Raw genomic sequence first — 25,996 nt, 5'->3', positions numbered from 1 at the left:
CCGAGCGCATGAGATGGGGGCGCCTTATGAATCAGCCACCAGACCGCTGCCGACCAAGTATGCCGCACGGCCTTGAGTGGCTCTGGATAGATCGGAATCGGAGGGATACGGATGGATGGAGACGCTGAGGATCAGAATACAGCCCAAATGCATGGGACTCTGGACATTCTGCGCCGCGACGCACTCGCCGGCTCTGCAGAAGCGGCTGCCGAACTCTTCGACGCCCTCCGCGCATCCGATGATCCGGAAAGCAGAGAAGAAGCGTTACGCGTGGTAGAGCCTTTCGCGGAATCCGGTGACATCCAATCGATCATACGCATGGCCAAAGCGTACAACAACGGTATCGGAACGGAAAGAAGCGAGATCGCAGCCATATCGTGGATGAAATCCGCCGCGGATCTGGGATCCATGACGGCGGCTTGCATGCTCTATGATATCGCATCCTCTTCGGGCGATCCGGTCTGCCGGAATCTGGCATGCAGATACCTGCTGGAATCCCGGGATCCCGATTCGTTATGCGCCCAGCTGCGCCTGATGTCCGCCCATATCCACGGAAACGGAACCGAAAAAGACCCGGAAAAGGCCGCAGAAATCCTGAGCCGCATCGGGGAGCTACCGCCCAACTGGAAAAAAGAGCTCCCATGGCTTGCTTTGGAGCTGATGCGCCAAGGGAACGGCGCCCTGGAGTCCGCGGAAAAAAGCCGGCTCGACCAAGACGACATCGCAGCGGCCAAATATTTAGGTGAGCGCTCCGCCGACCGCATGTTCTTGGCCCTGATGGAAACGAACCTCAGAGTGCCTGCGTCATACGCTGATTTCTTGAAGAATTCGGAGAGCCCGGAAAAACAGATGGCAAAGGACTTCCAGACCGTCATCGACGCCATGATGGAATGCGGGACGTCCGGCCTTCTGAGCAGCAGAAACGCCTCTGACACCCTCAACGGAGCCCTTGATGCCGCCATTGAAGCGGGCCTGATTTCCAAAGACAACGTAAGCGAAATCTTCAGGTCGATAAAGATCGACGACTCCAGAATCTCCACCATCCAGGAAGGGCTCAGAGCGATGCTCAAAAAGCTGGACGGCAAATGCAGGAAGTTCGGCGTAAACTACATGATCGCATGCGGGACTCTGCTGGGGTCCGCCCGCCACGGAGGATTCATACCGTGGGACGACGACGTCGACATCTACATGATGCGCGAGGATTACGACAGACTCGCAAAAGCGCTGGAAGACGACCCTGAAATGAAAACGAAAGAATTCGTATATCTCAGCTCGATGGGAAACGGAATCAATTACGGCCATCAGATCCGGATGAGAGACGTGAGCCCCAGAGTGCTGCATATAGACGTGATGATCTTCGACGGCGTGAGATCCTCGGATGACGAAGGATGGGAAGAGTACAGAAACTACATAGCCGGATTGCGCGCGAAGATCGACGCGCTGGCGAAAGAAGATCTGGCCAATAAGGTCAGCCCGGTAAAGGACCCCAGAATAATTGGCACCTATGAAGAGGCCAAAAAGAATTTCACGAAAGACATGGGAGGCTCCGAGGGAGATGCGGTGGCTCTGACCTTTGACAACCCCGTCCCCCGCCCGAGGCGGAAACTATTCGACAGATCGGATTTCTTCCCGGTAAAAGATATTCAATTCGAGGACCTCGTTCTGAGCGGCCCCAACAACGGCGAGAAAATCATGGAAGCGCTCTACGGAGACATAATGAGATTCCCGCCGGCCCTTCTGAACCGCAAACATTCGGATTGGAATGATGCTGATCTGGAGGAAATAAAAAGATTCCTGAGGGAACTGGAAGAATCTGGCGATTGATCGCAGAATCTCCCGGAATCCTCGCTTCCGATTGCCAGCAAATAGGGTTTGATCTGCGATAATTCTGGTGCCTTTTGCGGCTTGATCGGAGTGATAGCCTCGATTACTAAAAAGTAATTTTTGTAATTTGAAGCATTAAAAATTGATTTTTATCGGAGGGTCAAGATTATCAAAAATTGGATGGGGGACGCGCCCCCATCTTTTGTTTTTCTCAGAGAATACCTTTGGCTTTCGCCAATTCTGCGTTCAGAACAGAGCCGCCGGCGCCTCCCCTGAGGGTGTTATGGGACATGACGAACGCCTTGTAGTATCCGTTGCTCTGTCTGAGCCTGCCGATGGTGGAAGCCATGCCTCTCGCGCGGGCTGGGGTACCGGCCATGGCGTCGAAAGCGGGCTGGGGCCTGTTCTCCTCGGGCCTCACGATCACCGGCTGATCTGGCGCGGACGGGAGATGGAGCTTCTGGGGCTCTCCGCGGAATTCGGAGAGAGCTTTGGACATCTCCTCGAGGGTGGGCTGCTTCTCAAGGTCCAGAACTAGCGACTCGAGATGGCCGTCGACGACTGGAACCCTGGCGCAATTGGCCATGACCTTGAAACCGGCATATTTGAACTGGCCGTCCGAATAGGTTCCGAGCATCTTTGCCAGCTCGGACTCCATCTTCTCCTCTTCGTGGCTGATGAACGGCACAACGTTTCCGACCGCATCAAGGGAGGGAACTCCGGGATATCCTGCGCCAGAGAGCGCCTGATATGTGGAGACGAATACCTGCTTGAGCCCGAAAGCCCTGTCCAGCGCCACCAGCGGAAGCGCAATCCCGGTGGAGGAGCAGTTCGCGTTGGTCACGATGTATCCGCCGTTCGCGTAAGTGCTCTGGTCCTTTATGGATTCGAAATGCTCGGGATTGACCTCGGGGATGAGGATCGGGACGTTCTTATCCATCCTGTGGGAGCCTGCGTTAGTGAAGACGGCGACTCCTGATTGCGCCAGATCCGTCTCCGTGGGCCCTGCCAGGTCCGAAGGGATGCCGCTGAAAGCGATCCTGCAGCTCTTGGAAATCTTCGCGATGTCCATGACCTCGATGGTCCTGTCGAGGGTGTCGTCCAGATAGACGTGGTCCCTGACTTTGAGTACGTCACGGAGCTTCTTTCCCTGCGACCGCTCGGACGCATAAAGCCCCTCGATCTCGAAATACGGGTGGTCCTCGAGCATCTGGATGAATCTCTGCCCTATCATCCCGGTCGCTCCAAGCACCGCTACGTTGATTTTGCTCATGCTCTTTCCTCTGTAGTGGCCGGGGCTATTCCTATAATTTATAAATATTTGTGCCTAAAAATAAAATAATAATATTCTTAAAAGAATATCAAATCCAACCATGACAGCAAATAATAGGCATGAATGGCATGCGCCCTCATGTATCCCCGCGTGAAGAACCCCTGCATAATATGTGAAAAACGTGAGGGAGAGTACACCTGCGATAGTGGTAAAGTTTGCGGGATATGCATGCCCGAAGAATTCCTGGGCAAGAAAAACGTGAACAAAACTAAGATTATAATATTTACAAAAACGAAAAAGAACTGGAAAAGAGCTGGCATCAGGAAGAGCGAGCGCGATTTCGCGGAGATCCCATCCCACAGCTCTGCGGTGACCCCGGGATGCGGATTCGCATTGATCGACGCTCTGGAAGAATCGGCCTCCCATGCGGATGGCATCGACATAGTGGTGTCTTTCATCAAGATGTCCGGGCTGAACCTGATGATCGATTGGCTCCGGGAAAGAGCCGAAGAAGGAACGAAAATACGCACCATAACGACTTCATTCATGGGTTCCACAGAGGCGGAAGCCGTCATCGAATTGGCTTCGCTCCCCAATACGGAAGTGAAATTCGAGTTCGATGCCACCGCAGAGGACCACATACACGCGAAAAGCTTCATTTTCACCTCTCCGAACGGCAATGGGGAGGCATACGTAGGCTCGGCGAACATCTCCAAAAGCGCCCTCACGACAGCGGAGGAATGGGGCATCCGCATAATGGAGAGCGACTTGCCGGACATTTTCCGCGAGCTGCGGGATGCATACGATAAACTATGGGAATCGCCTTCGCTTCAAACGGTTTCGGAAGGCGACCGCGCCAAGATGGAGTTGGCGCTGAGCAAAAAGAGGATGGGCAGATGAAACTGAAACTCGAGTTGGAAATCAGCAAGATAGGGTACGTGCTCTACAGGAATGGGATGAACCCCGTCCTTACGGCGACGGCGGAGGCCGAAGAAGACGAGAAGAATATCACCTTCACGCTCAGATCGGATCCGCCTTTCATCAAGGAAATCTCGTTCAAAGCCGACGGGATCGCCGCCGGCACGATTCTGGATCTCAGAGAGCACTTCAACGTGTCGTTGGATCCCGCCCGCCTGCTGGAAGCCGCCGAGACGATGCCCTGCCGCGTCACCTTGCTAGCGGAAGGCGAAGACGGAAGCATCAAATCCGAGTCCTGCGACACCGAGATCCTCCCGTTCGAATACTGGCCCGGTCCGGACAGTCCGGAGCTCATAGCGTCCTTCGTCACTCCCAACGCTTCCTGCCTTGCTAAAATCCGCGATTCAGCCTCTGAGACGCTCAGAAGCTGGGGCAAAGACCCATCCCTCGAAGGCTATCGCGGCGACAGGAACAGGGTAGCCGAGATGGCTGCCGCAGTATACGACGCCATCCAGAAGCTCAGAATCAAATACATCGTGCCGCCGGCAGGTTTCGAGGAATCAGGCCAAAGGGTGCGCCTGGCAGATACCGTAGTATCCGACAGGGAAGGCACATGCATCGACGTATCGGCGCTCTACTGCTCCGCTTTGGAATCCATCGGCCTCAACACGTTCATCTTCCTGGTCAAAGGCCATGCGTTCGCAGGTTTCTGGCTCGTGGACGACCACATGGCCGACATAACATCCATCGACAGCTCAGCCATCACGCGTCTGATACGCAACCGCGACGCCAGAGCTGTCGAGTGCACATATCTCTGCGATGGACACGCGGCCGCTTTCGACGTGGCCTCGGAAGCCGCCCTGATGCGCCTGGAGGACACTGAATCGTTCATCTGCGCCGTGGACATAAAGAAATCCCGCCCGACGATCAGACCCCTCCCGACCCGCAGATATGAGAATGGGGCCTGGACCGTCGAGAAGGACGAATTCGATACCCAATCCGTCGCCCCCAAAGAGGTCGGCGAAGTTTACGAGGCGGCCGAGGACAGAGCGCTGACCCGCGTGGACATCTGGAAGCGCGACCTCCTCGACATCACCACCAGGAACCCGCTGGTGAGCATGAAAGTCGGCGCCAAAGCGGTCCCTCTGCTCGTCGGGGACACCTCGAAGTTCGGGGAGACGTTCTCCAAAGGGACGCAGTTCATCCTGATGCCGAAGCCCCAGGATTGGGACGGCGCCGGGATCTACTCGGAAAGGCCGTTCGAGACCGAGACCTACGTCGGAAACTATGCGGGCTCGTTCGGGGATGAGCTGTCCAGAGGTTGGATAAGAACCCCGCTCGGCGAGGCCGACACAATATCCTCGCTCAAATCCATCTACCGTCTGTACAAGAAAGAGATGGAAGAGAGCGGATGCAACTCACTCTTCATAGCCATAGGCGTGCTCAGATGGTTCGAGAGCAAAGCCGACAGGATACCCCGCTACTCTCCTCTCATCCTCATCCCGGCCGAGCTCATCAAGAAGCAGAAGGGATACGTGGTCGTGCCTTACGATGAGGAGACCGTTTTCAACGTCACATTGGCCGAGAAGCTTCGCCAGGAATACGACATAAACATCCCCGGGATAGATCCGCTTCCTTTGGACGACGGCGGCCTGAACGTCGACAGGATCACCCAGAACGTCCGCAGATGCATAGAAGGATTGGAGGGATGGGAAGTCCTCGACGGCGCCGCGCTGGGCGTGTTCTCGTTCAGCCAGTATGCCATGTGGAAAGACCTGGAGAAGAACATGGGCAAGCTCAAGGAGAACCCCGTCGTGGAGGCCATGGTGTCGGGCGGGATATACCACGCCGACCCGGAATTGGAAGCGGACGCGGACCCGTACGGCCTATGCCTCACCGTCCCCGCAGACTCCTCCCAGATCAAAGCGGTGAGAGCCGCCAGCGAAGGGAAGACCTTCATCATGCACGGCCCGCCGGGAACCGGGAAATCGCAGACGATCACCAACATAATCACGGATTCGATCTACCGCGGGAAGACGGTCCTGTTCGTGGCCGAGAAAAGAGCGGCGCTGGACGTCGTCGAGAAAAGGCTGGATGGCATCGGCATCGGGAACCATTGCCTGGAGCTCCATTCCGATAAGACGGAGAAGACTAAGGTCCTGGAGCAGCTGAGGAAAGCGATGGAGCCGTGCAAGGAATTCGACGACTCCAAGCTGGAGGAGACCATCGCCAAGCTCAGCGCCACCAAAGAGAAGCTGGATGCCTACGTCTCCGACCTTCACAGGAAGCAGGCGTGGGGATTCAGCGCGTACGAATGCATCTCTCTTTATGAGGCCCATAACGTCGCCGGAGCCAAAGACCTCAGGATATCCACCGACACCGCGCTGAGGATGAAACCGGAGACGGTAGGGAACCTGGAGGACGACATCATAAAGGCATGCCAGGCCTACGGCATCGCCACCAGCATGTGCGACACGGACGCCCTTGCGACGATCCACGCGGACGTGCCTGCCGCCTCCCTGCAATACGACATCGAAGAGGCGATGGACGAGGCTTTGGCCGCGGCGGACGCGCTGGATGCCGTCGGGCCGAAGATAGCCGCGGCCGGGATAGACGGAGATACGGACCGGACCGGAAGGATCGTGTCGACAGTCATGTCCGCCGACGCCAAGATCGCTTCGGATCCCAACATAGCCCGCATACCTGATGTCGTTCCGAAGATCGTCTCGCTCTCGGACTCCATATTCGACGCCTTCGCAGCTTGGGATCCCAGGGACGTCCGCCAGGACGAAGCGGCAAAAATGCTGAAGGATTCCGGCGAGCTCTCAGATCTGGCTTCTGAAGCGACCGAAGCGGGATGGCTGCCTCCGAACAGCGCCATCCGCTCGTCGGCGGAGAAAGTAAAATCGTTCTGCTCCAAACTGATAGCCATCGGGCCCGACATGAATCGCATCGAGACCCAATGGCGCCCGGAGGTCTACGATTTCGATTCCAGATACAACATAAAGAAAGGATGGCACGAAGCCGACGGGAAGATGCTGTTCAAGAGCGCGGCCAAGAAGAAGTTCATGTCCGACGTCTCCAATGTGCTCCGCCCAGGAGTTGCCTTCGAGTCTCTGGGCACAACCGCAGACCTGATCTCTGCCGTGAACCAGGATTTCAGATCGCTTTCCTCGATCCCGGGAAAGGTCGCCTCCGCTTCCGCTGGGATTGCCTCCGAGAAGGCGTCCCTCTCGGATATGCTGGTCCGCGCCAACGAGACGATTTCCGCCGCCGAAGCAGTGGGGATATCCGCTGACAAGCTGCATGAGCTGCGCATGGCTCTGGAAGGGCCCAACGGTGGCGCGGAAGACTATCAGAGCGCCGTCGAAAGATGGGAGGCCGCCCGCGACAAACTGATATCCGTGATGAAGACCGACGCGGACATTTCGCTCCCGGAAAAATGCAGGGCTTATTGCGAATCCATCCGCCCGCATCTCGCCGGAGTCTTCGACTGGGCCAACTGGAACTATTACGCCTCCAAGCTCGAGGAGGAAGGCCTGGGCGCATCGTGCGATGCAATAAGGTCCGGCATGGACTCAAATGCCGTGGTGAACTCGACCTACAGATCGCTGTACAAAACGATGATAAACCTCTGCCGCCAGGAGTCGGAATCCCTGCGCATGTTCAACGCCTCTACGTTCGAGGGAACCGTCGAACGCCTCAGGAAGCTGGACTCCGAATATGCGGAGATAAACAAGAGCCTTCTGAAATACAGGCTCTACAAGAACGTGCCGCGCAACATTGACAGCTCCATCCCCGATTCGGAAGCTGGAAAAGTTTACAGGGCGGTCAGCGCGGGACGCATGAAGAAATCCATCAGGACCCTCCTGGGAGAGATACCGCATATGCTTCCCCGCCTGTGCCCCTGCCTCCTGATGAGCCCGCAGTCCGTGTCCCAGTATCTGACCATGGACTATCCCAAATTCGATATCGTCATATTCGACGAATCCTCGCAGATAACCACCAGCAAAGCCATAGGCACGTTGGGAAGAGGCAAAGCGGCGGTGATCGCCGGCGACAGGCAGCAGCTCCCTCCGACCAGGTTCTTCCAGAAGCAGATGGAGACCGAGGAAAGCGAGGAGGAGATCGAAGACATGGAAAGCTTCCTGGAAGACTGCCTCGCGCTGAACATGCCCCAGACCTATCTGGAATGGCATTACCGCAGCAGGCATGAGAGCCTGATCACGTTCAGCAACAGGGTCTTCTACGACGGAAAGATGCTCACGTTCCCGTCCCCCAACGACCAGGAGACCAAAGTCGGCATGCGCTTCGTCAGGGAGGGCAGATACCATAAGGGAAGGCGCTGCAATCCCATAGAGGCTGCCGCCGTCGTCGACGAGGTTTACAGGCGCGTCATGTCAAAGGGATACAAAGGGGAGAGCATAGGGATAATCGCGTTCAGCATAAGCCAGCAGAACTGCATCGAGGACGCCATGGATGACATGACATCTAAGCATCCGAGATTCCAGCAGAGGCTGGGGAAGATGTCCGAGGGCATGTTCATCAAGAATCTGGAGACGGTCCAGGGAGATGAGAGGGACATCATCCTCTTCTCCATAGGATACGGGCCTTCCAGGGAAGGGACGGTCGTCCAGAATTTCGGTCCGATCAACCGTCCCGGAGGAGGCCGCAGGCTCAACGTCGCGGTCTCCCGCGCAAGATGCGAGATGGTCGTGTTCTCATCGATGAGATACACCGACGTCAAGCTCACGCCGGCTTCGAGCAGCGGCGTCCGCAGCATGAGGGAATTCCTGAAGTTCGCCGAGAACAACGGGCGCTTCGGAGACCAGGACCATGCCAAGCCAGCCGAAGACATGTCCGCCATCATGGAGGACATAGCCGAGTCTCTCAGCGAGATAGGATACGAATCGCATTTCGGAATCGGAAGCTCCGGGTTCAGGGTTGATCTGGCCGTCGTGGATCCGGAGAACCCGCAGGAATACATCTTGGGAATCCTCGGCGACGGAGACTCGTACAAAAAGTCGGAGAACACCAGGGACAGGGAATTCGCCAGATCCGATGTCCTGGTGAGGCTGGGATGGAACATCATGCACGTGTGGTCCGTGGACTGGTTCTTCAACAAGAAGCTGACCCTCAAGAAGATAGAGAACAGGATTGAGGACATCCTGGCCAACCGCGCGGTGGCGGCAGAGGAAGACGGAGAAGAGCTCATCCCGGACGACGTCCCGGCGGAGGAAGAGCCGCAGAAAGATGCTACCGAGGATACTCCCGCAGACGGTCCTCAAGTGGCACCGGACGAAAGCGCCGAGGAAGAGATGCCAGTGGACGATGCGGAACCCGATGAGGAGGAACCCAGGCGGAGAACGTACGTCCCGCTGAACCTCCAATTCGAAGATGTTCCCGTGGATGTCGCTACGTCCGACCGCGATCTGATCAGGGATATCGCCGGGAAGATAATCGCAATGGAATCCCCGGTGAACGAAGAGCTGCTGCTGTCCCTATACAGGAAAGGCACCGGGATCAAGCGCCTTGTGGGAAACAAAAAGGAAGCTCTGATCCGCAACCTGCGCTCCGAGTTCTCCCCGGACATCCGCGATGATTTCGTCACTTACTGGGCGGAAGGCGCGGACAGAAAAATGCGCACCTACAGAGCGGCCGAATCTACCGCAGATTCCAGGGACATAGATTGCATCCCGCTGATCGAGCTGATGAACGCCTGCCTGGACGTCGTGGAAGCTTCCGTCTCGATTCCTAGGCTCTCATGCGCTTCTGCAGCCGGCAAAGCCTTGGGATTCAAACGCCCCGGAGCCAACGTAATCTCCACGATCGAGAAGGCCATCGACTTGGCCGTGGAGGACGGGCTGATCCTGGAGGAAGGCGGTAATCTGATGCCGACCGAGGAGTGAGATCATCCCAAAAGCTCGTTGAATTCGGCTTCCCAAACGGCGGGGTCATCCAGGAAGGCCTTCTCCATCCATTCGATGGCTTTGTCGCGGTCCTTCCCAACCCCTTTCCCGTCGCGGTACATGCGGGCTATGAGTCCGCAGCACTTGGGATCCGCTGTCTCCGAATAGCGCTCATTGCAGATTTCCCAGGCCTCTGAGCAGGCGCTTTCCATCCCAGTGCTCAGAAGGAATTCGCAGTAGCCCAGCTCATCGGAGCCTTCCGCTTCCCTGTATCTTCCGATCCACTCGAAGGCTTTGTCCAGATCCTTCTCCACGCCTTTCCCGTCGCGGTACATGCGGGCCAGAAGCTTGCAGCTGAAAGCCGACCCGGTCTTCGAATACAAGGATTCGCATCTTCTGAGCGCCTCCTTGTTGTCCTTGGGATCGTCGGAATCGACGAGGATCTCGCAATACTCCCTGAGGTATTTGGACGGCGATTCTTTGGATGCCTTCCTCATGAGCTCGACCGCTTTAGCCATGTCTTTCTCAGTGCCTTTTCCGTCGCGGTATGCGCGGGCGATGAGCGCGAGATACATCGTGGACCCGGTCTTCTCGAAGCGCTCGGTAGCGCCTTCGAAAGCCTCCCTGCGGTTATTCTCATCGTCGGACGATTGGAGCAGCCTGAAAAATTCGTACGACAGCCTGGACGGCCTGACGGCGACCGCTTCCCTCATCCATCTGATCGCTTCTCCTATGTCCTTCCTCACTCCGATTCCGTCGCGATATATCTCGGACATGAGCGTCCAGTAATCCGGATTCTGAAGCTCCTCGCAGCCGCGGAGACAGACCTCGGCGGCTTTGGCTTTGGCACGGGAATCGCCATGCTCCAATGTCATCCTGCACCATTCGAGCTCATAAGATCTGTCCATCTCCGCGGCCTTGGCCATCCATCCGCAGGCTTCCGAGAGATTCTTCTCTACCCCTTTTCCGTCGCGGAACAGACCGGACATCATCGCGCACATCTTAGGGTTCCGAAGGCTGGCGGCTTGGCTCTCGCATAGGCGCGCAGCCTCCGCTTGCTTCTCCGGATCCTGGGATGATATGAGCATCTCGCAATAATCCTCGGCATATTCGGGCGGGTCAGCCTCGAAAGCCTTCCCCATCCAGAAGATCGCACCGTCCGGATCCTTCTTGGTCCCTCTCCCCTCGGCGAATGCCTTGGACATGCGGACGCAGGCGGAAGAATCGCCCGCTTCAGCCGTCGGCCTCACGGAATCCAAGAGGTCCGAGTCGGATTCGCCAGACCTCCACAGCACGTCGAAGAGATCGCATCCCGAAGGGAAGCCGTCGACCATCTCCATCCTGTATGTTTCAGCGATGGACCTGAGGCATCCAAGCTCCTTTTCGCGGTTCTTCTTTACTCCTCTTCCGGATGCGTACGCGTCAGCCAGACGATATGCGGCGCGGATGTCCCCGGATGCCAGCGGCATTATGGAAGCCACTGCCTCCGCATCCGATTCCGGATCGTTCTTAGCCCATAGCGCATCGAAATTCCTTATCAGCGATTCGGATTCGTCCGCAGAAACATACTGGGCATCGCCTTTATACAAGAACGAAGCGCATATGGGCACATATCTGGGATCGTCCCTTTCATGGGCCAGTTGCCTCAGATAACGTTCCCTGTGCGCCCCATAAAATTCTATATCGTAAGTCTCGGAGAACAGGTCCAGCTTTCCGAGCGAATCCAAAGCCAGCATATCGAATGCACATCCGTCGCAGATGCCGCAATTGCCGCCTCCGGACTGGCACGAGAGAAGATGCCTCTGAGCCGGAGCGAAATCGGATATCCCCGCTATCTTCCCGTACCGGGACATGCGCAGCCCTTCCGGGATCAGCTCCAATCCCGGGGAACTCAGACAAGACATGAGGAATGGTGCAAAGCCAATTGATTCCTCGGAGCACGGGATGAAATAGCATCTCCAAAGCTTTCTCAGGCAGAGCGCGATGAAAGCTTCGGCGTAGACGCGGGCGTCCTGCGAACCGATCGGGAACTCCTCGCATGCATTGGTGCGGACGGATATCATCGGAAGCCCGATTTCCCCGGCGACCTCGCGCGCTCTGCTCAGGAAGCATTCGGTGTCATCAGTAAGACTATAGTCATCCCCTAAATAATCCAGATTGCTGGTGCACAGGTGAGTGAGCTTGAACCTTTGGATCTTGTAATCGGAATACTTCATCGCCGCATGCATCGAATCGACGTCGCATTGCATCCCAGAACCTACAGAGTTGCCCTTAGGAAGCGGAGGAAGCAACTCGGAAGACAGAGTGATTCCATCATTCAATTCTGGAAGGAGAATCTCAATAACATTGTGATAGAAATCCTCGGAAACCGGGACGTCAGACTGTATTTCGCACCCTTTGCCGCTGGCGTATCCTATCAGCAAAGCGACGATGGCATCGGCTCTTTCTGTGACCAAGAACGGAGCGTATTCTGTGGGGGCCTCCAGGAATGTTTCTGAGTTGACTGTAGTGCTACCATTGTTTTCCACTATAGTCTTATCTATCGAAAAAACCAGGCGAGAAACCTCTTCCGAATCCTCGCGGCGTATCCCTCTGATGCGCAGCGTCACGTGTGAGCCGGTACCATCCATACTTATCCCTCAGCGCTTTTCCGATTTTCTCTTGAGCCTTATCGTCTCGAGGCCCTTGCTCCATCTCGCAGGATCTTTCTCGCAGGCTTTGGCGGTCCACCTCTCGGCCATCGCAAGATTCACCGGGACGCCCCTTCCGTAGTGATAAGCGCGGCCGAGACGGCCCATGCAGCCGGGGCTTCCGCGGTTCGCGAACGGAAGTATGGCGTCTATCATCTCTTTGTCCGTGGCTGGGGACGGATTGGCCCAGAATATCTCGAACAGCTCCATCGCGGCCAAGACCATGCCCTCCGAGACGCCTTTCCTGTACCATGCGATGGCTTCGTCGGCATTCTTCTCGCAGCCGAACCCGTCGCGATACATGCGCGCCCGATAGACGTAAGCATGCTTCACGCCCTTGTCCGAGAGAGCTATGCACCTCTTGCAGGCCTCATCATGGAACTTCTCGTCCGAAGCCAGAAGGGTCTCGTAATACTCCGGGAACCAGACGAAATCCCTCTCCTGGGCGCGCCTTAGCCACCTGCGGGCCAGATGGAGATCCTTGGGCACACCGCGGCCGTAATGGTAGACCTTGCCCAGACGGCCCATCGCCGCGACGGAGCCGCCCTCTGCCATGGCGCGAACCAAATCCCTGAGCTTCAGATCCTACATGCGATCGTTGAACGTCCAAAGGACATCGAAATACTCTATAGGAGCCCATTCCACGTTGTTGATCACGGCCAATTCGAACCATTTGGCCGACTCGCAGAGATCCTTCTGAACTCCTTTCCCGTCGCGATAAATGCGGCCCAGGAATCCATACGCGTATCTGGCGCTCTTGTCGCAGCGCTCGAGGCATACCTCTCTGGCTTCCTGGTAATATTCCTCTTTCCCGGAGCTCAGGAGAAGGCCGCAATACTCCTGGAGCCATACAGGATCCTTCCTGTACGCCCACCTGAACCATTGTACGGCATCGTCGGTATCCTTGGGATAACCTCTTCCGTCCCTGCTCATGCGCCCTCTGCGGGCTATGGCGGACATATCCTCCGCGTCCAGAAGCGGCTGCAAAAGCTCTATCATCTCGGGATAGTACTTCTCCTCGCCGGTCGCCCACAGCATGTCGAAAAGCTTGATCCTGGACGTGTTGAATCCGTCGGCGATCTCCTGCCTCAAAGCGTCGATAGTTATCGCCCAATACTTCTGGGCTTCCTCGCGGTTCTGCTCCGCGCCGACGCCATAATTGTAGGCCCTGCCTATGCGGGATGCAGCATGCATGTCACCGGCGTCGGCGTAGCCTTTGATCCTTTCGAAGCACTCGGCCACCCACTCCTTGTTGCCGCTCTTCCAGGCGCTGTCGAACTCCTCCATCGACTCGTAGATCTGGCCGGTGCGAACGAACTCCTCGTCGCCCTTGGCCCTGAAATTCTCGAAGACCGGCTCGAAATAGTGGTCGTCTCTCCTCGAATATAGATACCACATGTACCTGTACTTGAAATTGCGATAGAGATCCAGATCGTATATGTTCGAGAAACCTTCCAGCTTGCCCACCGAATCCAGGGCCATGATGTTCCTCATGCATTTGTCGCAGCGCGAGCAATTCACGTACGAGGACGTGCAGGACACGAGATGCCTCTGCGCCACGGGATAATCGGCCAATGCAACTGTCTTATCGTATCTGGCCACCGTCGGCGCGTCGATATATATCCTCATGGCTGGGGTGCACAGGCAGTCCATGGTCAGAAGCTCGTATTTGGACGGCGGGAACATGAGATGCCCCCTGATGCTGAACCCAGTGATGCAATCAACGCCCGATGATGCATAGAAATAGTATTTCCACAGCTTTTTGAGGCAGAAAATAGCGAAGGCGGATGTGTATGAGTGGGTGAGGTAATGGTTCTGGTGCAAGACGTCATCGACATCGGAATCCGTTTCGATCAGGGGAAGACCGATCTCTTCCGCCGCCGCGCGGGCGTTGGCGTACATGCCTTTGCGGACCTTGTCTATGCCTTCCATCCTGTACAGGCCGTTGAAAGCTCCCACGTTGTTGATGCACAGGTGGGTCAGCCTGAATTCGGGATCAGGATAATCTTTCATCCTCATCACAGTGTACAGGGAATCCACGCCGCATGACAGGCCCGTGCCTACCGCTTCGCCCCCTCCGACGCTGCTGGCCGTCTCGAGGATCAGGTCGGCCGCGTATCCGTCGTTCTTGACGAAGGGCGGAAGGAATTGCTCTTTTAGATTGTAATAGAGGTCGTTCGAGATGGGGATGTCGGACCTGATGTTGTATCCGTTGCTCACGGCGTACCTCAGCAGCAATACGACATATGCGTCGCACCTCTCCGTGAGAAGGTATTCGGAATACTCGGATGGGACCGAGAACCTGATCTCCTTCGTCTCGACGGTTTCGACGCCATCGTCGTCCCTGTCCGATATATCTATCCTGCATTTGAGATCGGAGACACCCTCGCGCTCCTCCTTCCAGATCTCCCTGATGATTATGTCTCCCAGAACAGATTTCATTCTCGCTCCCCACGGATGCAATGCCATATCTGTAAGAGTAATAAAAGTTGATACTTCCCAATCCAAAAATAGTGGACTACTTTTCTGCGGAACGGCAACTTCTCTTATAGAACGACCTAGATTCTCCCGTCATGAAAGTGTCCCAGAGGATATCGGCGATTCCGATGTCCGGAATAAGGAAGATGTTCGATCTGGCGGGCCCGAATTCCATCAACCTCGGTCTAGGCGAGCCGGATCTGGATCCGCCGAAGACGGCGATTGAAGGGATGAACAGAGCCGCATGCGCCGGACTCAACAAATACGGCCCCACAGCCGGGATCATGGAGCTCAGGGATGCGGTCGCGGACAGATATTCCAGATACGGCCGTATCAAAGGCGACAACGTGATGATAACCCCCAGCGGATCCTCCGCGCTTCTGGAGATATCCGAAACGTTCATCGATCCCGGCGACGAGGTTCTGGTTCCGAGCCCGGGGTTCGTCATTTACGGCCCTCACGCCCAGCTCTGCGGCGGGAAGAGCGTTGAATACAACCTCACCGACGGGGATTTCCAGCCTGATGCGGACGACATCCTTTCGAAGATAACCCCCGAAACCAAGATGATCGTCGTCACAACCCCTTCCAACCCCACCGGCGGAGTCCTTTCCGAGGAATCCAAGAAAGCCCTCCTGGACATCGCCGAGGACAAGGACATCATCATCCTTTCCGACGAGGTCCACGACTCGTTCGTTTACGAAGGGAAGCACGTGTCCTTCCTGGACAGGCTTGACAGGGCGATAGTCGCCGGGGGATTCTCCAAGATGATGGCGGTCACCGGCTGGAGGATGGGATTCCTCATAGCGGACGAGAGCGTGATGCCCGACCTCATCAAAATGCAATACCACGTGTGCGCCAGCCCGAACATGCCCGCCCAATACGGGATACTGGACGCGCTGCCTGGGATAGAACCCTATCTCGAGAATGCCAGGAAGATTTACAGATCAAGAAGGGACCTCATAACCGGCAGGCTCAACGGGATCGAAGGCATGAGCCTGAAGCCTCCCAAAGGGGCTTTCTATGCGTTCCCTTCCTATGAGCAGGACATCCCGTCAGTGGATCTGGCCAACAAGCTCGCGGCCGCCGGACTCATATGCACCCCTGGATCTGCTTTCGGCAAGCGCGGAGAAAAGCACCTCAGATTCTCGTATGCGGCGTCCGAAGAGAAAATCTCCAAGGGAATGGATATATTGGCCGAAGTGATGGCCGGGCTGAAGTGAAAGACATGGCGAACGATAACATCGACCCCAACGCGGCGCTCTTCGGTGACGACGAACCGGAGATGAGACCTGAAGAGGCCCACGATGAGATGGTCTACGGCAAGAATCCCCGCAGAGTGGAAGCCCTGACGGACCTGTTCGGAAGGGACCTCATCAAATCCGTCGTCGAAAACCCGGAGCTCCCGGAAGAGGCCAAGCGCGAGATGATCTTCAAGCTGACCGCCCAGAGCGTCCTGGACATGATCATGGACAGCCTAGCCCCAGACACCGCCGAAGAAGTGGCGCAATGCGTTGACGGGTTCACCGGCGTGGCCATAGTGAACAAGAAATTCGGCGTGGACCTCTACAAAGAGCTCAACGAAGCCTTGGGCGAAGTGAAGAGGGAAGACGGGGAGAGCGACGAGGAATACGACAGAAAGCTCGACGACGCTTCCGACCAATGGTGGAGCATCCCCCAGCCTCTCCTCAACAAGAGAACCCCATCCGACGCTATCCGCGAGCAGATGGCCAAATACGGATTGGAAGATTGATGTCCAGGTGGCACACCGCATCCGCCCCGGGGAAATTCGTGATCCTCGGGGAACATTCCGTGGTCTACGGCAAGCCGGCGCTGGTACTCGCGGCCAACCGCAGGATAACTTGCAGCGTCAGGCGCAGCAGGCACAACACCCTCAACGGGGAGACCATAGAGTTCGGCAAGCAGCCACACTTCCGCTACCTGACAAGGAACCTGCGCCATGCGGCCGATTTCGTAACCAGAAGCGACATCCCGGCCGGAGCAGGCCTGGGTTCCTCTGCCGCCCTTTCCGCGGCTTTGGCCCTCGCATTGAGCTCCATGGCCGGAGACGACCCGAGCGAAAGATATCTCGTAGACGAAGCTTACAACGCAGAGCTGGCGGCCCAAGGCAGCGGAAGCCCTATGGACGCCTCGGCATGCGTCCATGGCGGAGGGATCGGCGTCAACCTGCCGGGGAACGAAGACAGAAAGCTGTGGAACATAACCCGCGGGAACCGCTCCTGGTGCGTCACTGACATCGACGTCCCCGACATGACCTTCGTCGTCGGCAACACCGGCGTGAGAGCGCCTACCGCCCCGCAGGTCGACAAAGTCAGGCGCTACGCCAAGAGGAGCAACTTCGCGACGGAAATGATCGAAGAGATCGGAAACGTCACGCTCAGCGGATACGAAGCGATAAAGAGGAACGACGTGGAAGCTTTGGGCAGGATGATGCTGACCGACCACAAGCTCCTGTCCATCCTGGGCGTCTCGTGCAAAGAGCTGAACAAGCTGGTCAACGCAGCGATGCCGTACTCGTACGGAGCCAAGCTCACCGGCTCCGGAGGGGGAGGGTGCATGGTCGCTCTGACCGACGAGCCAGAGAAAGTCGCGTCCGCCATAGAATCCCGCGGAGGGATCGCGTACATCATGAAGACCGGGGAGCAAGGCGCGAGATTGGAGACCTCAGAACCCCTCAGCCCCCTGCTCGACCTCTCGTCGTACATCTGATGGCGCCCGCATCGCGTATATACCCCGTCCATATCTTGCGACGGCATGGATGCCTTCGGAGTCGTCAGCGACCTGCGCGTATGGACCGTGGGAGCGCTGGCTCTAGGCCTCCTTATAGGCGAGACTGACATCCCGTCGTCTGAACTGATAATCATCGCTCTGATGATCCAGATGACCCTTTCGCTCGATGGTCTGAGATTCTCCGACGAAGACATCAGGGAGGGCGGCAGAGAATTCCTGCTGTCGATGCTGCTGTGCTATGGGGTCAACACCGCGGTCACCATAGGGATAGGACTCCTTTTCGCGGGAAATAACCCCGAAATCTGGCATGGATGGACCCTGCTGGCATCGATGCCATGCGCGATATCCGTGGTCACTGCCGCGGTTCTGATGAAAGGCAACATAAAAACGGCGGTATCGGCGGTAGCTGCCACTTATGCCGCGGGAATAGTGCTGACCCCGCTGATTTCGTTTGCGATGCTTGGGGACGCTGTGAATCCTCTGGAGATACTGAAGTACATAGTCCTGTTCATTGCGGTGCCGGTGATCGTCAGCATCCCACTCAGGAAGCTGAATCTGTCCCGCAAGCTGAAGATACCGTTCATCGACTTGATGATGGGCATAATGCTGTTCCTTTCGGTCAGCGCCAACCGCGAATACCTCTTCTCGTACCCGGAACTGGCGGTGGCGGTCGTTGCCGCGGGGGCTTTCAGGCTTCTGCTGCTGATAGGGATATCCAGATTCCTGATGGGCAAACTGAATGTGGATTCGGCATCCAAACCGGTATTCCATGTGCTGTGCGTATGGAAGAACACCGGCCTTTCGGTGTCCATGTGCATGGTTCTTCTCGCCAACACTCCTGAATCGGTCATCCCATGCTTCATCTGCATGATCATGGAATCCCTGTGGTTCTCCATGTACACGCGCAGGAGCGCCTCTCCCGCGCCGCAGGGAGCCTGATTCACTCGAAAAAGTGCTTCTGCCTTTCCTTGGAGATGTGGAGTATGACCTCTGCAATCTGCCTTGCCTCATCCTCCGAGAGGCTTACTTCTTCGCAGAGCTCATGGTACCTGCTGATGACTTCCCGCTCTTTCTCTTCGTTCCAATAGCCTTGGGAAGACCTTCTCTTCGCTTTGGCGAGCTCGTCCGCTATTTCCATGCGCGTCGCGATGAGATCGATTATCTCTTCGTCTATGGATTCGATCTGCATCCTCAACTCTTCCGTCTCAGGCTCATCGGGCATAAAACTCGCCTACAGATTCCACTATGCGTATTAACGGTTTTTCTTGGGCCATAGATAAGATGGTTGAGCCAAAAACCATGCGCATTTAGAGCCGGGACCATATTCCACGTTGAGTGAATCATCAAAAGTATAGATTTGTCAATAATAATGCACATAAATGATAAATAAAGAATAAAAACATGCTACCAACATGGAAAAATTGGACAAATACTTTGGGGGATATCCCTCGCAGAACAAGGTCGCGCGCCTTCTTTTCTCTCACGGGATAAAAGTGGTCGATGGCAAGGCCTTCTGCGGGGAGATAGTCCAAAGCGATTCTGCTATAGGCCGCGCGGCCAAAGTCGACAGGAGGGTGGTGCGCACAACCCTTGAACGCATATCTTCCATTCCCGAGCTGGATTCCATTTTCTCCAAGCTGGAATGCATGCTTTCCATGGAGAATCTCGCGCCGGAAATTGGCTGCTCCACAATCAAGATAATACCTACGGACGCGAAGATGTCAGGGATAGTGTCCGGGATCACCGAGATACTTTACAGGCACAACCTGTCGATAAGGCAGGCCGCTGTCGACGACAAAGGCGACAGGGAACAATCCGTGCTCACAATAGTGATCGACGGAACCGTTCCGCCGGAGCTGATCCCGGAGCTCAGATCCTCCCGCGGAGTCTCGAGCATAATACTGAAAGTGAAGGAAAAGGTTTGAGAAAGGCAGGCTCAGACGTATCTGACCGCGGTGCCGTATGCGATGACTTCTGAGGCACCCTGCATGACCGACGAGGTCGCGTATCTCGCGCAAACGATAGCGTCGGCGCCACATTTCTCCGCGTCCTCGATCATCCTGCTCTCGGCCAGCGCACGCGCGTCGTTCATCATCTTGGTATAATCTACGAGCTCGCCTCCGACAATGGATTTCAGGCCCTGCCCTATGTCACGGCCGATGTTCTTGGATTGAATGGTACTCCCTTTAACAATACCAAGAACCTCGTATTCTCTTCCGATTCTCTCTGTGGTGCTTATCAACATAAGGGCGAAATTATCAGACCCCGTATTAAACGATGCGTGCCAGAGCTGCTCATCTTATTCGTAGGCGGGCATAAATACATGCAGACATTCGGCATCACCGAAGCCATTTTAAATCGCCTGAAGATTCGCTGGCTGTCAGGAGATGGAGGACGGCCGACGGTAGGCGCAAGCCAGCTGAGGAAGTTCCCTCCTCCGAGGGCAAGATGGATCGGCGCAAGCCGGTACGGCGAGAGCCGTGGCAAGGGCCCAGAAACGACACAGATTCGGCGCATAGGATGATCCGCCAGGCGGTGACGTTCCCGAAGATTTGGTGAAACGGCGACTCCCCATCGGAGCAAGTTCATACAGCCGGGATGAACGGCCCGCGACCGGCGGGTAGAACGCGTAGTTGAATGCCGTCTGAAACAGAAGGGGGGCTACTACCACCACCTGACGCCCATTCATCCGAACATGAAGTCGCTGAATCTGGCGCTGTTCTTTCCGACCAGCGCGAGAAGATCTCCGTCGCGGCTGTCGACTGCTGCGATCGACGTCTTCACCAGGATGGCTACGATCTCCGGGGTGAGGTCGATCCCCATCAGGGGCAGCGTGTACCTATATCCGATGCTGTAGCCTTTCTTCACTTTCGTGAGGCAGAAGGCGCCCATCCTCATCGAGGAGTTTATGGCATCCAGCGATTCCAAAGCTGTGGCTTTCCTGTTGGCGGAGACCACTATCGCCGATTTTATCCTGATTGTCAGGCATCCGTCGCTGACGTAGACGCCGACGAACATCTGCATGTCATCGCCTTGGAGGCCGAACATCACGATGTCCTTCTTGACGCTGTAATCCACGTCCAGAAGCTTCATGGCGTCTTTCACCGTATCCAGAGCGGTTGCTCCCGGGTCTTCCGCCAGAAGGCTGAGATCGTCCCAACTCTCGAAGACAGAATCCATGATTATTCCCATGACCGACGAAAGCTCCTCGGCGCTGATGTCAAACTTCTTCCACGGAATGGCATAAATCTCGGCGACCATGCTGCTCTCCGCGTCGATCGGGACCATCACGTACCTTCCGAGAAGATCGCCCGCGTTGTTCATGTCGGAGATCGCTTTGCGGGCTTTGAAACCGCAGCTGCGCGGAATCCTCAGTTTGGCCGGCCCGCAGATGAACGCCAATGCCTCGCCGTCGACGTACGCCTGGGCATGGACGATCTTGCCCTCGGATTCGGCTATGAAATTGATGCATCTGTCGCTCTCGTTGTAGCTGTATTGGTCGCAGCCCATGACCCCTAATGCGTCTCTGACTTTCGACAGCGCATCCGATTCCTCAAAAGCCATGCGCCCCGAATCGATCTTTTCGGTGCCCAAACCGCCACTCTCGGTTGCAACCATGCTTAAGGATATCGCTTCTTACAATTAAACGTATTTTCTCCTACCTTTCAGATAGGACATTGATAAGTACTAATTTTGCGATGGGGAAACGGAAGCTGAATCCATGATCCTCAACCGCTGCCCCAAATGCTCCCCCGAATCCGGCATACGCATCAAACCTCCCGAAGAAACTCTCGACGAGGTCAGGCCGCTGCTGAAAAAAGCAGGGCTTGATGCCCCGGAGAACATCACCTCCAAAGACGACGTCGGAATACCCGTATTCTCCGTCAGGCGCGGCGAGACAGCGCTGGGAAAGCCGAAATTCTACAACGGCAAAGGAGCCACCCCCGCCCAGGCGGAAGCTTCGGCCGTGATGGAATCCATCGAGAGATACAGCGCGGAACAGCGCGATTCGGACGAGATAGTCTACGGCACTTATGAGCAGGCCAAGGAGGTCATGATGACCATAAACCCTGTCGATCTGATCCTTCCGCTGAGGGTCCTTGACCATCTGGAAGGCCAGCAGATCGCATGGACCGAAGGGTTCGAGATGTTCAGGGGATGTCCCATCTGGGTCCCGGCATGCGCCGTGTATTACCCATACGTGCCGGACGGCGATTACCAGCTGTTCAGATGGCACACGAACGGCATAGCCAGCGGGAACACGATGGAAGAGGCCATACTCCATGCGCTTTTCGAAGACATAGAAAGAGATGCCTGGTCCATCGCCGAATACAGGGAGACGTGCAACGCGGACGTAGTGGTCGAGGACGAGAATTCTGTGCCTGGCCAGCTCCTCAAGAAATTCGCCGACCAAGGTATAGAGATCCACCTGAAGGACCTGACCACCGACCTCGGAATTACGACGATAGGCGCCGCGGCCGACGACGTGAGAACGAAAGACCCGGAGATGCTCACAATAGGCGTAGGGACTCATCTGGACCCCGAGATCGCCGCCATAAGAGCGATAACGGAAGTCGCCCAGAGCAGAGCCACACACAAGCACGGGTCAAAGATTAACGCCCAGCTGCAGAAAGTGACCCAGGACATGGGCTACGAGAAGATCAAGAAGGTCAACAGGCTGTGGTACGCGGACAGGCCCAAGAAGATAGCCCTGGAAAGCATGGAGAACAAAGCCACCCCATACGTTTTGGACGACATAGAGGTCGTGTTAGGAAGCCTTATGGACAACGGATTCGATACGGTGGCGGCAGTGGACCTCACCCGCCCCGAATTAGGGGTTCCGACGGTAAGGATGATCGTGCCCGGGCTCGAAGTCAGCACCATGGACCCAGAAAGGGAAGGCGGAAGACTCAGCGGGATGTGGCCACCTCGCCGCTGAGGATACCATGCTAGAGGGGATAAAAGCAGTAGGATTCGATATGGACGGTACGTTCCTGAAGACCCATGTCGATTACGCCAAGCTATCGGTGGCAGACGTCGCGATCCTCGAATCCCACGGCATCCCCTTCGAAGAGGCATACAAAGAGAAATACATCAAAAGGCCCCGCTGGCCCATCAAAGCCTGGCTGGAGTCCCACGGCCGCGAAGACGAATTCGATGCGATATCCAAGGAGATAGACGCGGCGTTCACCAAGGTGGAGAAGGAATACGTCACGGAGGCCGTCCCCTATCCCGGCTCCAAGGAATGCTTGGGGGAATTGAGGTCCATGGGCCTGAAGACGGGTTTGCTCACCCGCGGGAGCCTGGAATACGCCGAAGCCGCATTGGACGTCACAGGCACGAGAGACGGATTCGACGCCGTCATGGGCAGGGATTTCTCCTCATACGACGACGCTAAGCCATCTCCTGTGGCTATGAGGCAGCTGGCCTCCCTTTTGGGCGTCGATCCCGCCGAGATTCTGTACGTCGGCGACAACATTACCGATTACATGTCGGCCCACGGGGCTGGCGCTAAATTCGTTGGCGTCCTGACCGGCAGCGGCACCAGGGAGAAATGGAAGGAGGCTGATCCCGCCATCCCCGTCATAGAGCGCGCCGGAGATTGCGTGGAGCTTCTCAGAAACTGAGCCCGCAATCGGCGAGAGTGTCCAAGACGGAATCGTAGATGCTCAGATACTCCTGCAGCGGGGTGGCATCGTTGACGTTGTAACACTCTTTGTAGGTCTTACCCTGAGGCGCGGAAGAGAAATTCAGCTCGTATTTGGAGATTATCTTGTCGAGGATGCTGTTTACCTCCGGAATCTCCATCCCGCAGGTGGCCGCCGAGGCTTCCCCGAGCATCCTCGCCTCCAAACCGGTGGCCTTGTCGATGGCGACTCCTTTGGCGGATGCCACCCCCGACAGGAGTTCCCTTCCGGATGCTGTATCGGCTATCGCTTGGGCGGCAACCTCAAGGAGACACATCTCTGTGCAAGGCCCGGCCATCGTATAGTATTGGTTGGCGAGAAGGAGGTCGGTGTTGTAATCCAGAGCTGCGGCGGCATGTGCGGCGACCTGCATTGTCTCTCTGGTGGACGTGGTGCCCCATCTGATGTGGATCGGGCCGTCGAGATGTATGTCGGCGTTGAAAGCCGCGAATGAGGCGAGAGTGGTCGCCACGTCGCATATGGCGGTCTCCTCGACGCCTCCTGCATACCCTCCGAACATCGGCATCTGCTCGATCAGGATTATATCCCCGGCGGAATGCCATCCGGAGATTATGTTCAATGCCCCCATGTCTATCTTGAGCTCGTTGAGCTGTGAGCACTCGTGGGGATCGCATATCCTCATGCCGTTGGAACCCAGCCCGGCTGCGAGACGGCCGTCGGGCGAGAGCGGAGTCTGCGGGCCCTAGATGCCCATCCCAGGCCTTCCTGAGTTGGCTACTGCCTCGCGGACATATCTGACCTCGGCCATGGTGGCCTTGATCTCCCAGGGCGTGTTGGTGAGGACCTGATGGCCGTCCACGGTCTCGAGGACCCCGCTGACGATGGCATCCACCATGGGCTCATCCGCATAGGACTCTATCACGGACATGAATATCTCCTCGGACAGAGGGGCTCCGGTCGGACCCCCCTGGATTATAGGCCTTTTCTTGGAATTTCCCACGCGGGCTTTGCATTTGCACTTGTCTTTGCCATGGCCGATGCTGAGTTTTCTGGGGGCCATTTTGATGCCTTCGTACAGCTCATCCTCATCGATGTGCATGACGCGGCCCAGATCTATGTTGTAGATCCCGGTCTCAAGCAGCATGTCGACTCCGGCCAGGAAAAGATTGTCCACCATGTCTGGGTCTTCCGGGACTATGTTGGCGCCGAAATCCAGTTCATAACGATCCTTCATCTTGACTGCGGTGCTGTGGACGATATCGTAATCCCAATACGATTCCTGCACCTTGTCTCCCTCTGTGAAACGATCGTACGACTCAAAAACGTCAACATATCTGCGGGCTGCCATTCTACCTTGTTAGGGCATGCAATCTCTTATTTATAATATTGACACCAAAACAATCATTTTGAGCGCAATAGAACATTGCTTAAATCCATTATATATTAGAATAGCGAAAATCTATTGCCTCATGGAAAAACATTAAATACTGTGCTTTTCAGGAATCGGCATTGTCCGTCTCCTCTTCGGCACGGCTCTTCATAAGCTTATCGACGAGCTCCACTATCTCCGTGCCCGATGCGGAATAGCCGTCCCCGCCGATCTTATCCACCCATTCCTTGCTGCAGGGAGCCCCGCCGAATATCATCATCACAGGGGATTTTTCCTCGATGGCAGTCTGCACCATGCTCTTCTGCATCTTCAGCGTCGTGGTCATGAGCGCCGAACCGCCGATTATGTCGGCAGAATATTCCTTGGCGGCCTTCAGGAAATCGTCCGGAGACACATCAGGGCCCAGATCTATGACGCGATATCCCGCGCCGCGGAGCATTGCGCAGCACACGTTCTTGCCTATCTCGTGGATGTCGCCTTCCACGGAGCCCATGACGATGGTGCCGCGGTGCGTTTTGTCGCCGCTTCCGATCGCCGGCTCAAGCTTCTTTATGGCGCTTTCGACGGTCTTCGAGGCGGCCACGACCTGCGGGAGGTAAATCTTGGCGCTGTCGAACAGCTTGCCGATGGATTCCATCCCTTTGCCGAGGCCTTGGGACATTATCACTTCGAACGGGATCCCCGCTTCCAAAGCCTGGTCGACGCTCCTCTCCATCAGGCGGAAATCGCTCGTCTCCACGGATTTGCAGAGATTCTTGAGGATGCGCTGTTCCTTGGTCGCGGGGATGAAAACCACCGGAATGAAATCTCGGTCGTATTATTTAAAACAGAACATATGGATAGTTTAAAATAAAAATATGATAAAAATTACTGATTACATTGAAAATAGTTCAATCAAAGAGAAGGATGGACCATCCCGCTAGGTCAGATCGGCCTGAGATTGCAAGGTATGTTTCCGTCCGCCCCCCGAACGCCTTGCTGGAATATGCGCAGGAAACCGGGACGGAAATGGGCCGCATGCTGGCGCGGAACCTAAGAGACAATAGAGGCCGGAAAGAAACAGGAAAGACGTTTGCCCCAACCCCCTCCGCTAGGAAGGGGCTGGGTGCCTCTAAAAC

Annotated in this window: 18 protein-coding genes, 1 other RNA gene and 1 pseudogene; 11 read left to right on the top strand and 9 right to left on the bottom strand. The window is 56.1% G+C overall.

What is annotated here, in order from left to right:
- Positions 1-111: 111 nt before the first annotated feature.
- The gene (locus IKP20_08055; protein MBR4504902.1) at positions 112-1,824 is read left to right on the top strand and encodes a LicD family protein; all 1,713 of its coding nucleotides are present in this window, start codon (positions 112-114) and stop codon (positions 1,822-1,824) included.
- Between the two features lie 211 nt (positions 1,825-2,035).
- Here the strand turns inward: IKP20_08055 and asd are convergent, their stop codons facing one another.
- Positions 2,036-3,097 carry an aspartate-semialdehyde dehydrogenase gene (gene asd / locus IKP20_08050; protein MBR4504901.1) on the bottom strand — a complete coding sequence of 354 codons (1,062 nt, stop codon included), beginning with the start codon at positions 3,095-3,097 and terminating at the stop codon, positions 2,036-2,038.
- Positions 3,098-3,220: 123 nt separating this feature from the next.
- Here asd and IKP20_08045 point away from each other — a divergent pair, with 123 nt between their 5' ends.
- Both IKP20_08045 and IKP20_08040 read left to right on the top strand, forming a co-directional pair.
- A complete protein-coding gene (locus IKP20_08045) occupies positions 3,221-3,997 on the top strand; it encodes a hypothetical protein (GenBank protein ID MBR4504900.1) in 777 nt (258 codons plus the stop codon).
- A complete protein-coding gene (locus tag IKP20_08040) occupies positions 3,994-9,924 on the top strand; it encodes a DUF4011 domain-containing protein (protein MBR4504899.1) in 5,931 nt (1,976 codons plus the stop codon). The genes IKP20_08045 and IKP20_08040 overlap by 4 nt, the downstream gene beginning before the upstream one ends.
- A 2-nt stretch (positions 9,925-9,926) precedes the next feature.
- Here the strand turns inward: IKP20_08040 and IKP20_08035 are convergent, their stop codons facing one another.
- The 3 genes from IKP20_08035 to IKP20_08025 are packed head-to-tail and all read right to left on the bottom strand — an operon-like array spanning position 9,927 to position 15,056.
- Entirely contained in the window at positions 9,927-12,554 is a 2,628-nt protein-coding gene (locus IKP20_08035) for a sel1 repeat family protein (protein ID MBR4504898.1), read from the bottom strand.
- A 9-nt stretch (positions 12,555-12,563) separates the two neighbouring features.
- Entirely contained in the window at positions 12,564-13,169 is a 606-nt protein-coding gene (locus IKP20_08030) for a sel1 repeat family protein (protein ID MBR4504897.1), read from the bottom strand.
- 30 nt (positions 13,170-13,199) lie between these two features.
- Positions 13,200-15,056, bottom strand: coding sequence for a sel1 repeat family protein (locus IKP20_08025; GenBank protein MBR4504896.1), 1,857 nt, complete (start codon positions 15,054-15,056; stop codon positions 13,200-13,202).
- Positions 15,057-15,187: 131 nt separating this feature from the next.
- Between IKP20_08025 and IKP20_08020 the strand changes: the two genes are divergently transcribed.
- The 4 genes from IKP20_08020 to IKP20_08005 are packed head-to-tail and all read left to right on the top strand — an operon-like array spanning position 15,188 to position 18,779.
- Positions 15,188-16,312, top strand: coding sequence for an aminotransferase class I/II-fold pyridoxal phosphate-dependent enzyme (locus IKP20_08020; GenBank protein MBR4504895.1), 1,125 nt, complete (start codon positions 15,188-15,190; stop codon positions 16,310-16,312).
- 5 nt (positions 16,313-16,317) lie between these two features.
- Positions 16,318-16,842, top strand: coding sequence for a hypothetical protein (locus IKP20_08015; GenBank protein ID MBR4504894.1), 525 nt, complete (start codon positions 16,318-16,320; stop codon positions 16,840-16,842).
- Positions 16,842-17,819, top strand: coding sequence for a mevalonate kinase (gene mvk, locus IKP20_08010; GenBank protein MBR4504893.1), 978 nt, complete (start codon positions 16,842-16,844; stop codon positions 17,817-17,819). Before IKP20_08015 ends, mvk begins: the two co-directional genes overlap by 1 nt.
- A gap of 45 nt (positions 17,820-17,864) precedes the next feature.
- Positions 17,865-18,779, top strand: coding sequence for a hypothetical protein (locus IKP20_08005; GenBank protein MBR4504892.1), 915 nt, complete (start codon positions 17,865-17,867; stop codon positions 18,777-18,779).
- A 1-nt stretch (position 18,780) separates the two neighbouring features.
- Here the strand turns inward: IKP20_08005 and IKP20_08000 are convergent, their stop codons facing one another.
- Positions 18,781-19,062, bottom strand: coding sequence for a chorismate mutase (locus IKP20_08000; protein ID MBR4504891.1), 282 nt, complete (start codon positions 19,060-19,062; stop codon positions 18,781-18,783).
- 265 nt (positions 19,063-19,327) lie between these two features.
- On the opposite strand from IKP20_08000, the gene IKP20_07995 reads away from it, so the two are divergent.
- Positions 19,328-19,765: a regulator of amino acid metabolism, contains ACT domain protein gene (locus IKP20_07995; GenBank protein ID MBR4504890.1), complete on the top strand. Its 438-nt coding sequence runs from the start codon at positions 19,328-19,330 to the stop codon at positions 19,763-19,765.
- Positions 19,766-19,776: 11 nt separating this feature from the next.
- Here the strand turns inward: IKP20_07995 and IKP20_07990 are convergent, their stop codons facing one another.
- Positions 19,777-20,085, bottom strand: a complete 309-nt coding sequence (locus tag IKP20_07990; GenBank protein MBR4504889.1) for a heavy metal-binding domain-containing protein — start codon at positions 20,083-20,085, stop codon at positions 19,777-19,779.
- 137 nt (positions 20,086-20,222) lie between these two features.
- Between IKP20_07990 and rnpB the strand changes: the two genes are divergently transcribed.
- An RNA gene (gene rnpB, locus IKP20_07985) (RNase P RNA component) lies at positions 20,223-20,516 on the top strand.
- Between the two features lie 9 nt (positions 20,517-20,525).
- On the opposite strand, the gene IKP20_07980 is transcribed toward rnpB, so the two are convergent.
- A complete protein-coding gene (locus IKP20_07980; GenBank protein ID MBR4504888.1) occupies positions 20,526-21,458 on the bottom strand; it encodes a hypothetical protein in 933 nt (310 codons plus the stop codon).
- A 103-nt stretch (positions 21,459-21,561) separates the two neighbouring features.
- Between IKP20_07980 and IKP20_07975 the strand changes: the two genes are divergently transcribed.
- Positions 21,562-22,779, top strand: coding sequence for a YcaO-related McrA-glycine thioamidation protein (locus IKP20_07975; GenBank protein MBR4504887.1), 1,218 nt, complete (start codon positions 21,562-21,564; stop codon positions 22,777-22,779).
- 7 nt (positions 22,780-22,786) lie between these two features.
- Positions 22,787-23,467: an HAD family hydrolase gene (locus tag IKP20_07970; protein MBR4504886.1), complete on the top strand. Its 681-nt coding sequence runs from the start codon at positions 22,787-22,789 to the stop codon at positions 23,465-23,467.
- On the opposite strand, the pseudogene IKP20_07965 reads toward IKP20_07970, so the two are convergent.
- Together IKP20_07965 and IKP20_07960 are read right to left on the bottom strand one after the other, a co-directional pair.
- Positions 23,457-24,836, bottom strand: a pseudogene (locus IKP20_07965) (monomethylamine:corrinoid methyltransferase). The gene IKP20_07970 and the pseudogene IKP20_07965 overlap by 11 nt on opposite strands.
- 148 nt (positions 24,837-24,984) lie before the next feature.
- Positions 24,985-25,593, bottom strand: coding sequence for a cobalamin-dependent protein (locus IKP20_07960; protein ID MBR4504885.1), 609 nt, complete (start codon positions 25,591-25,593; stop codon positions 24,985-24,987).
- Between the last annotated feature and the right edge of the window lie 403 nt (positions 25,594-25,996).

Source organism: Candidatus Methanomethylophilaceae archaeon, assembly GCA_017524805.1.
Taxonomy (GTDB): Archaea; Thermoplasmatota; Thermoplasmata; order Methanomassiliicoccales; family Methanomethylophilaceae; genus Methanoprimaticola.
The sequence above is the reverse complement of the archived record's forward strand: the minus strand, read 5'-3'. Positions and strand labels throughout refer to the sequence as shown.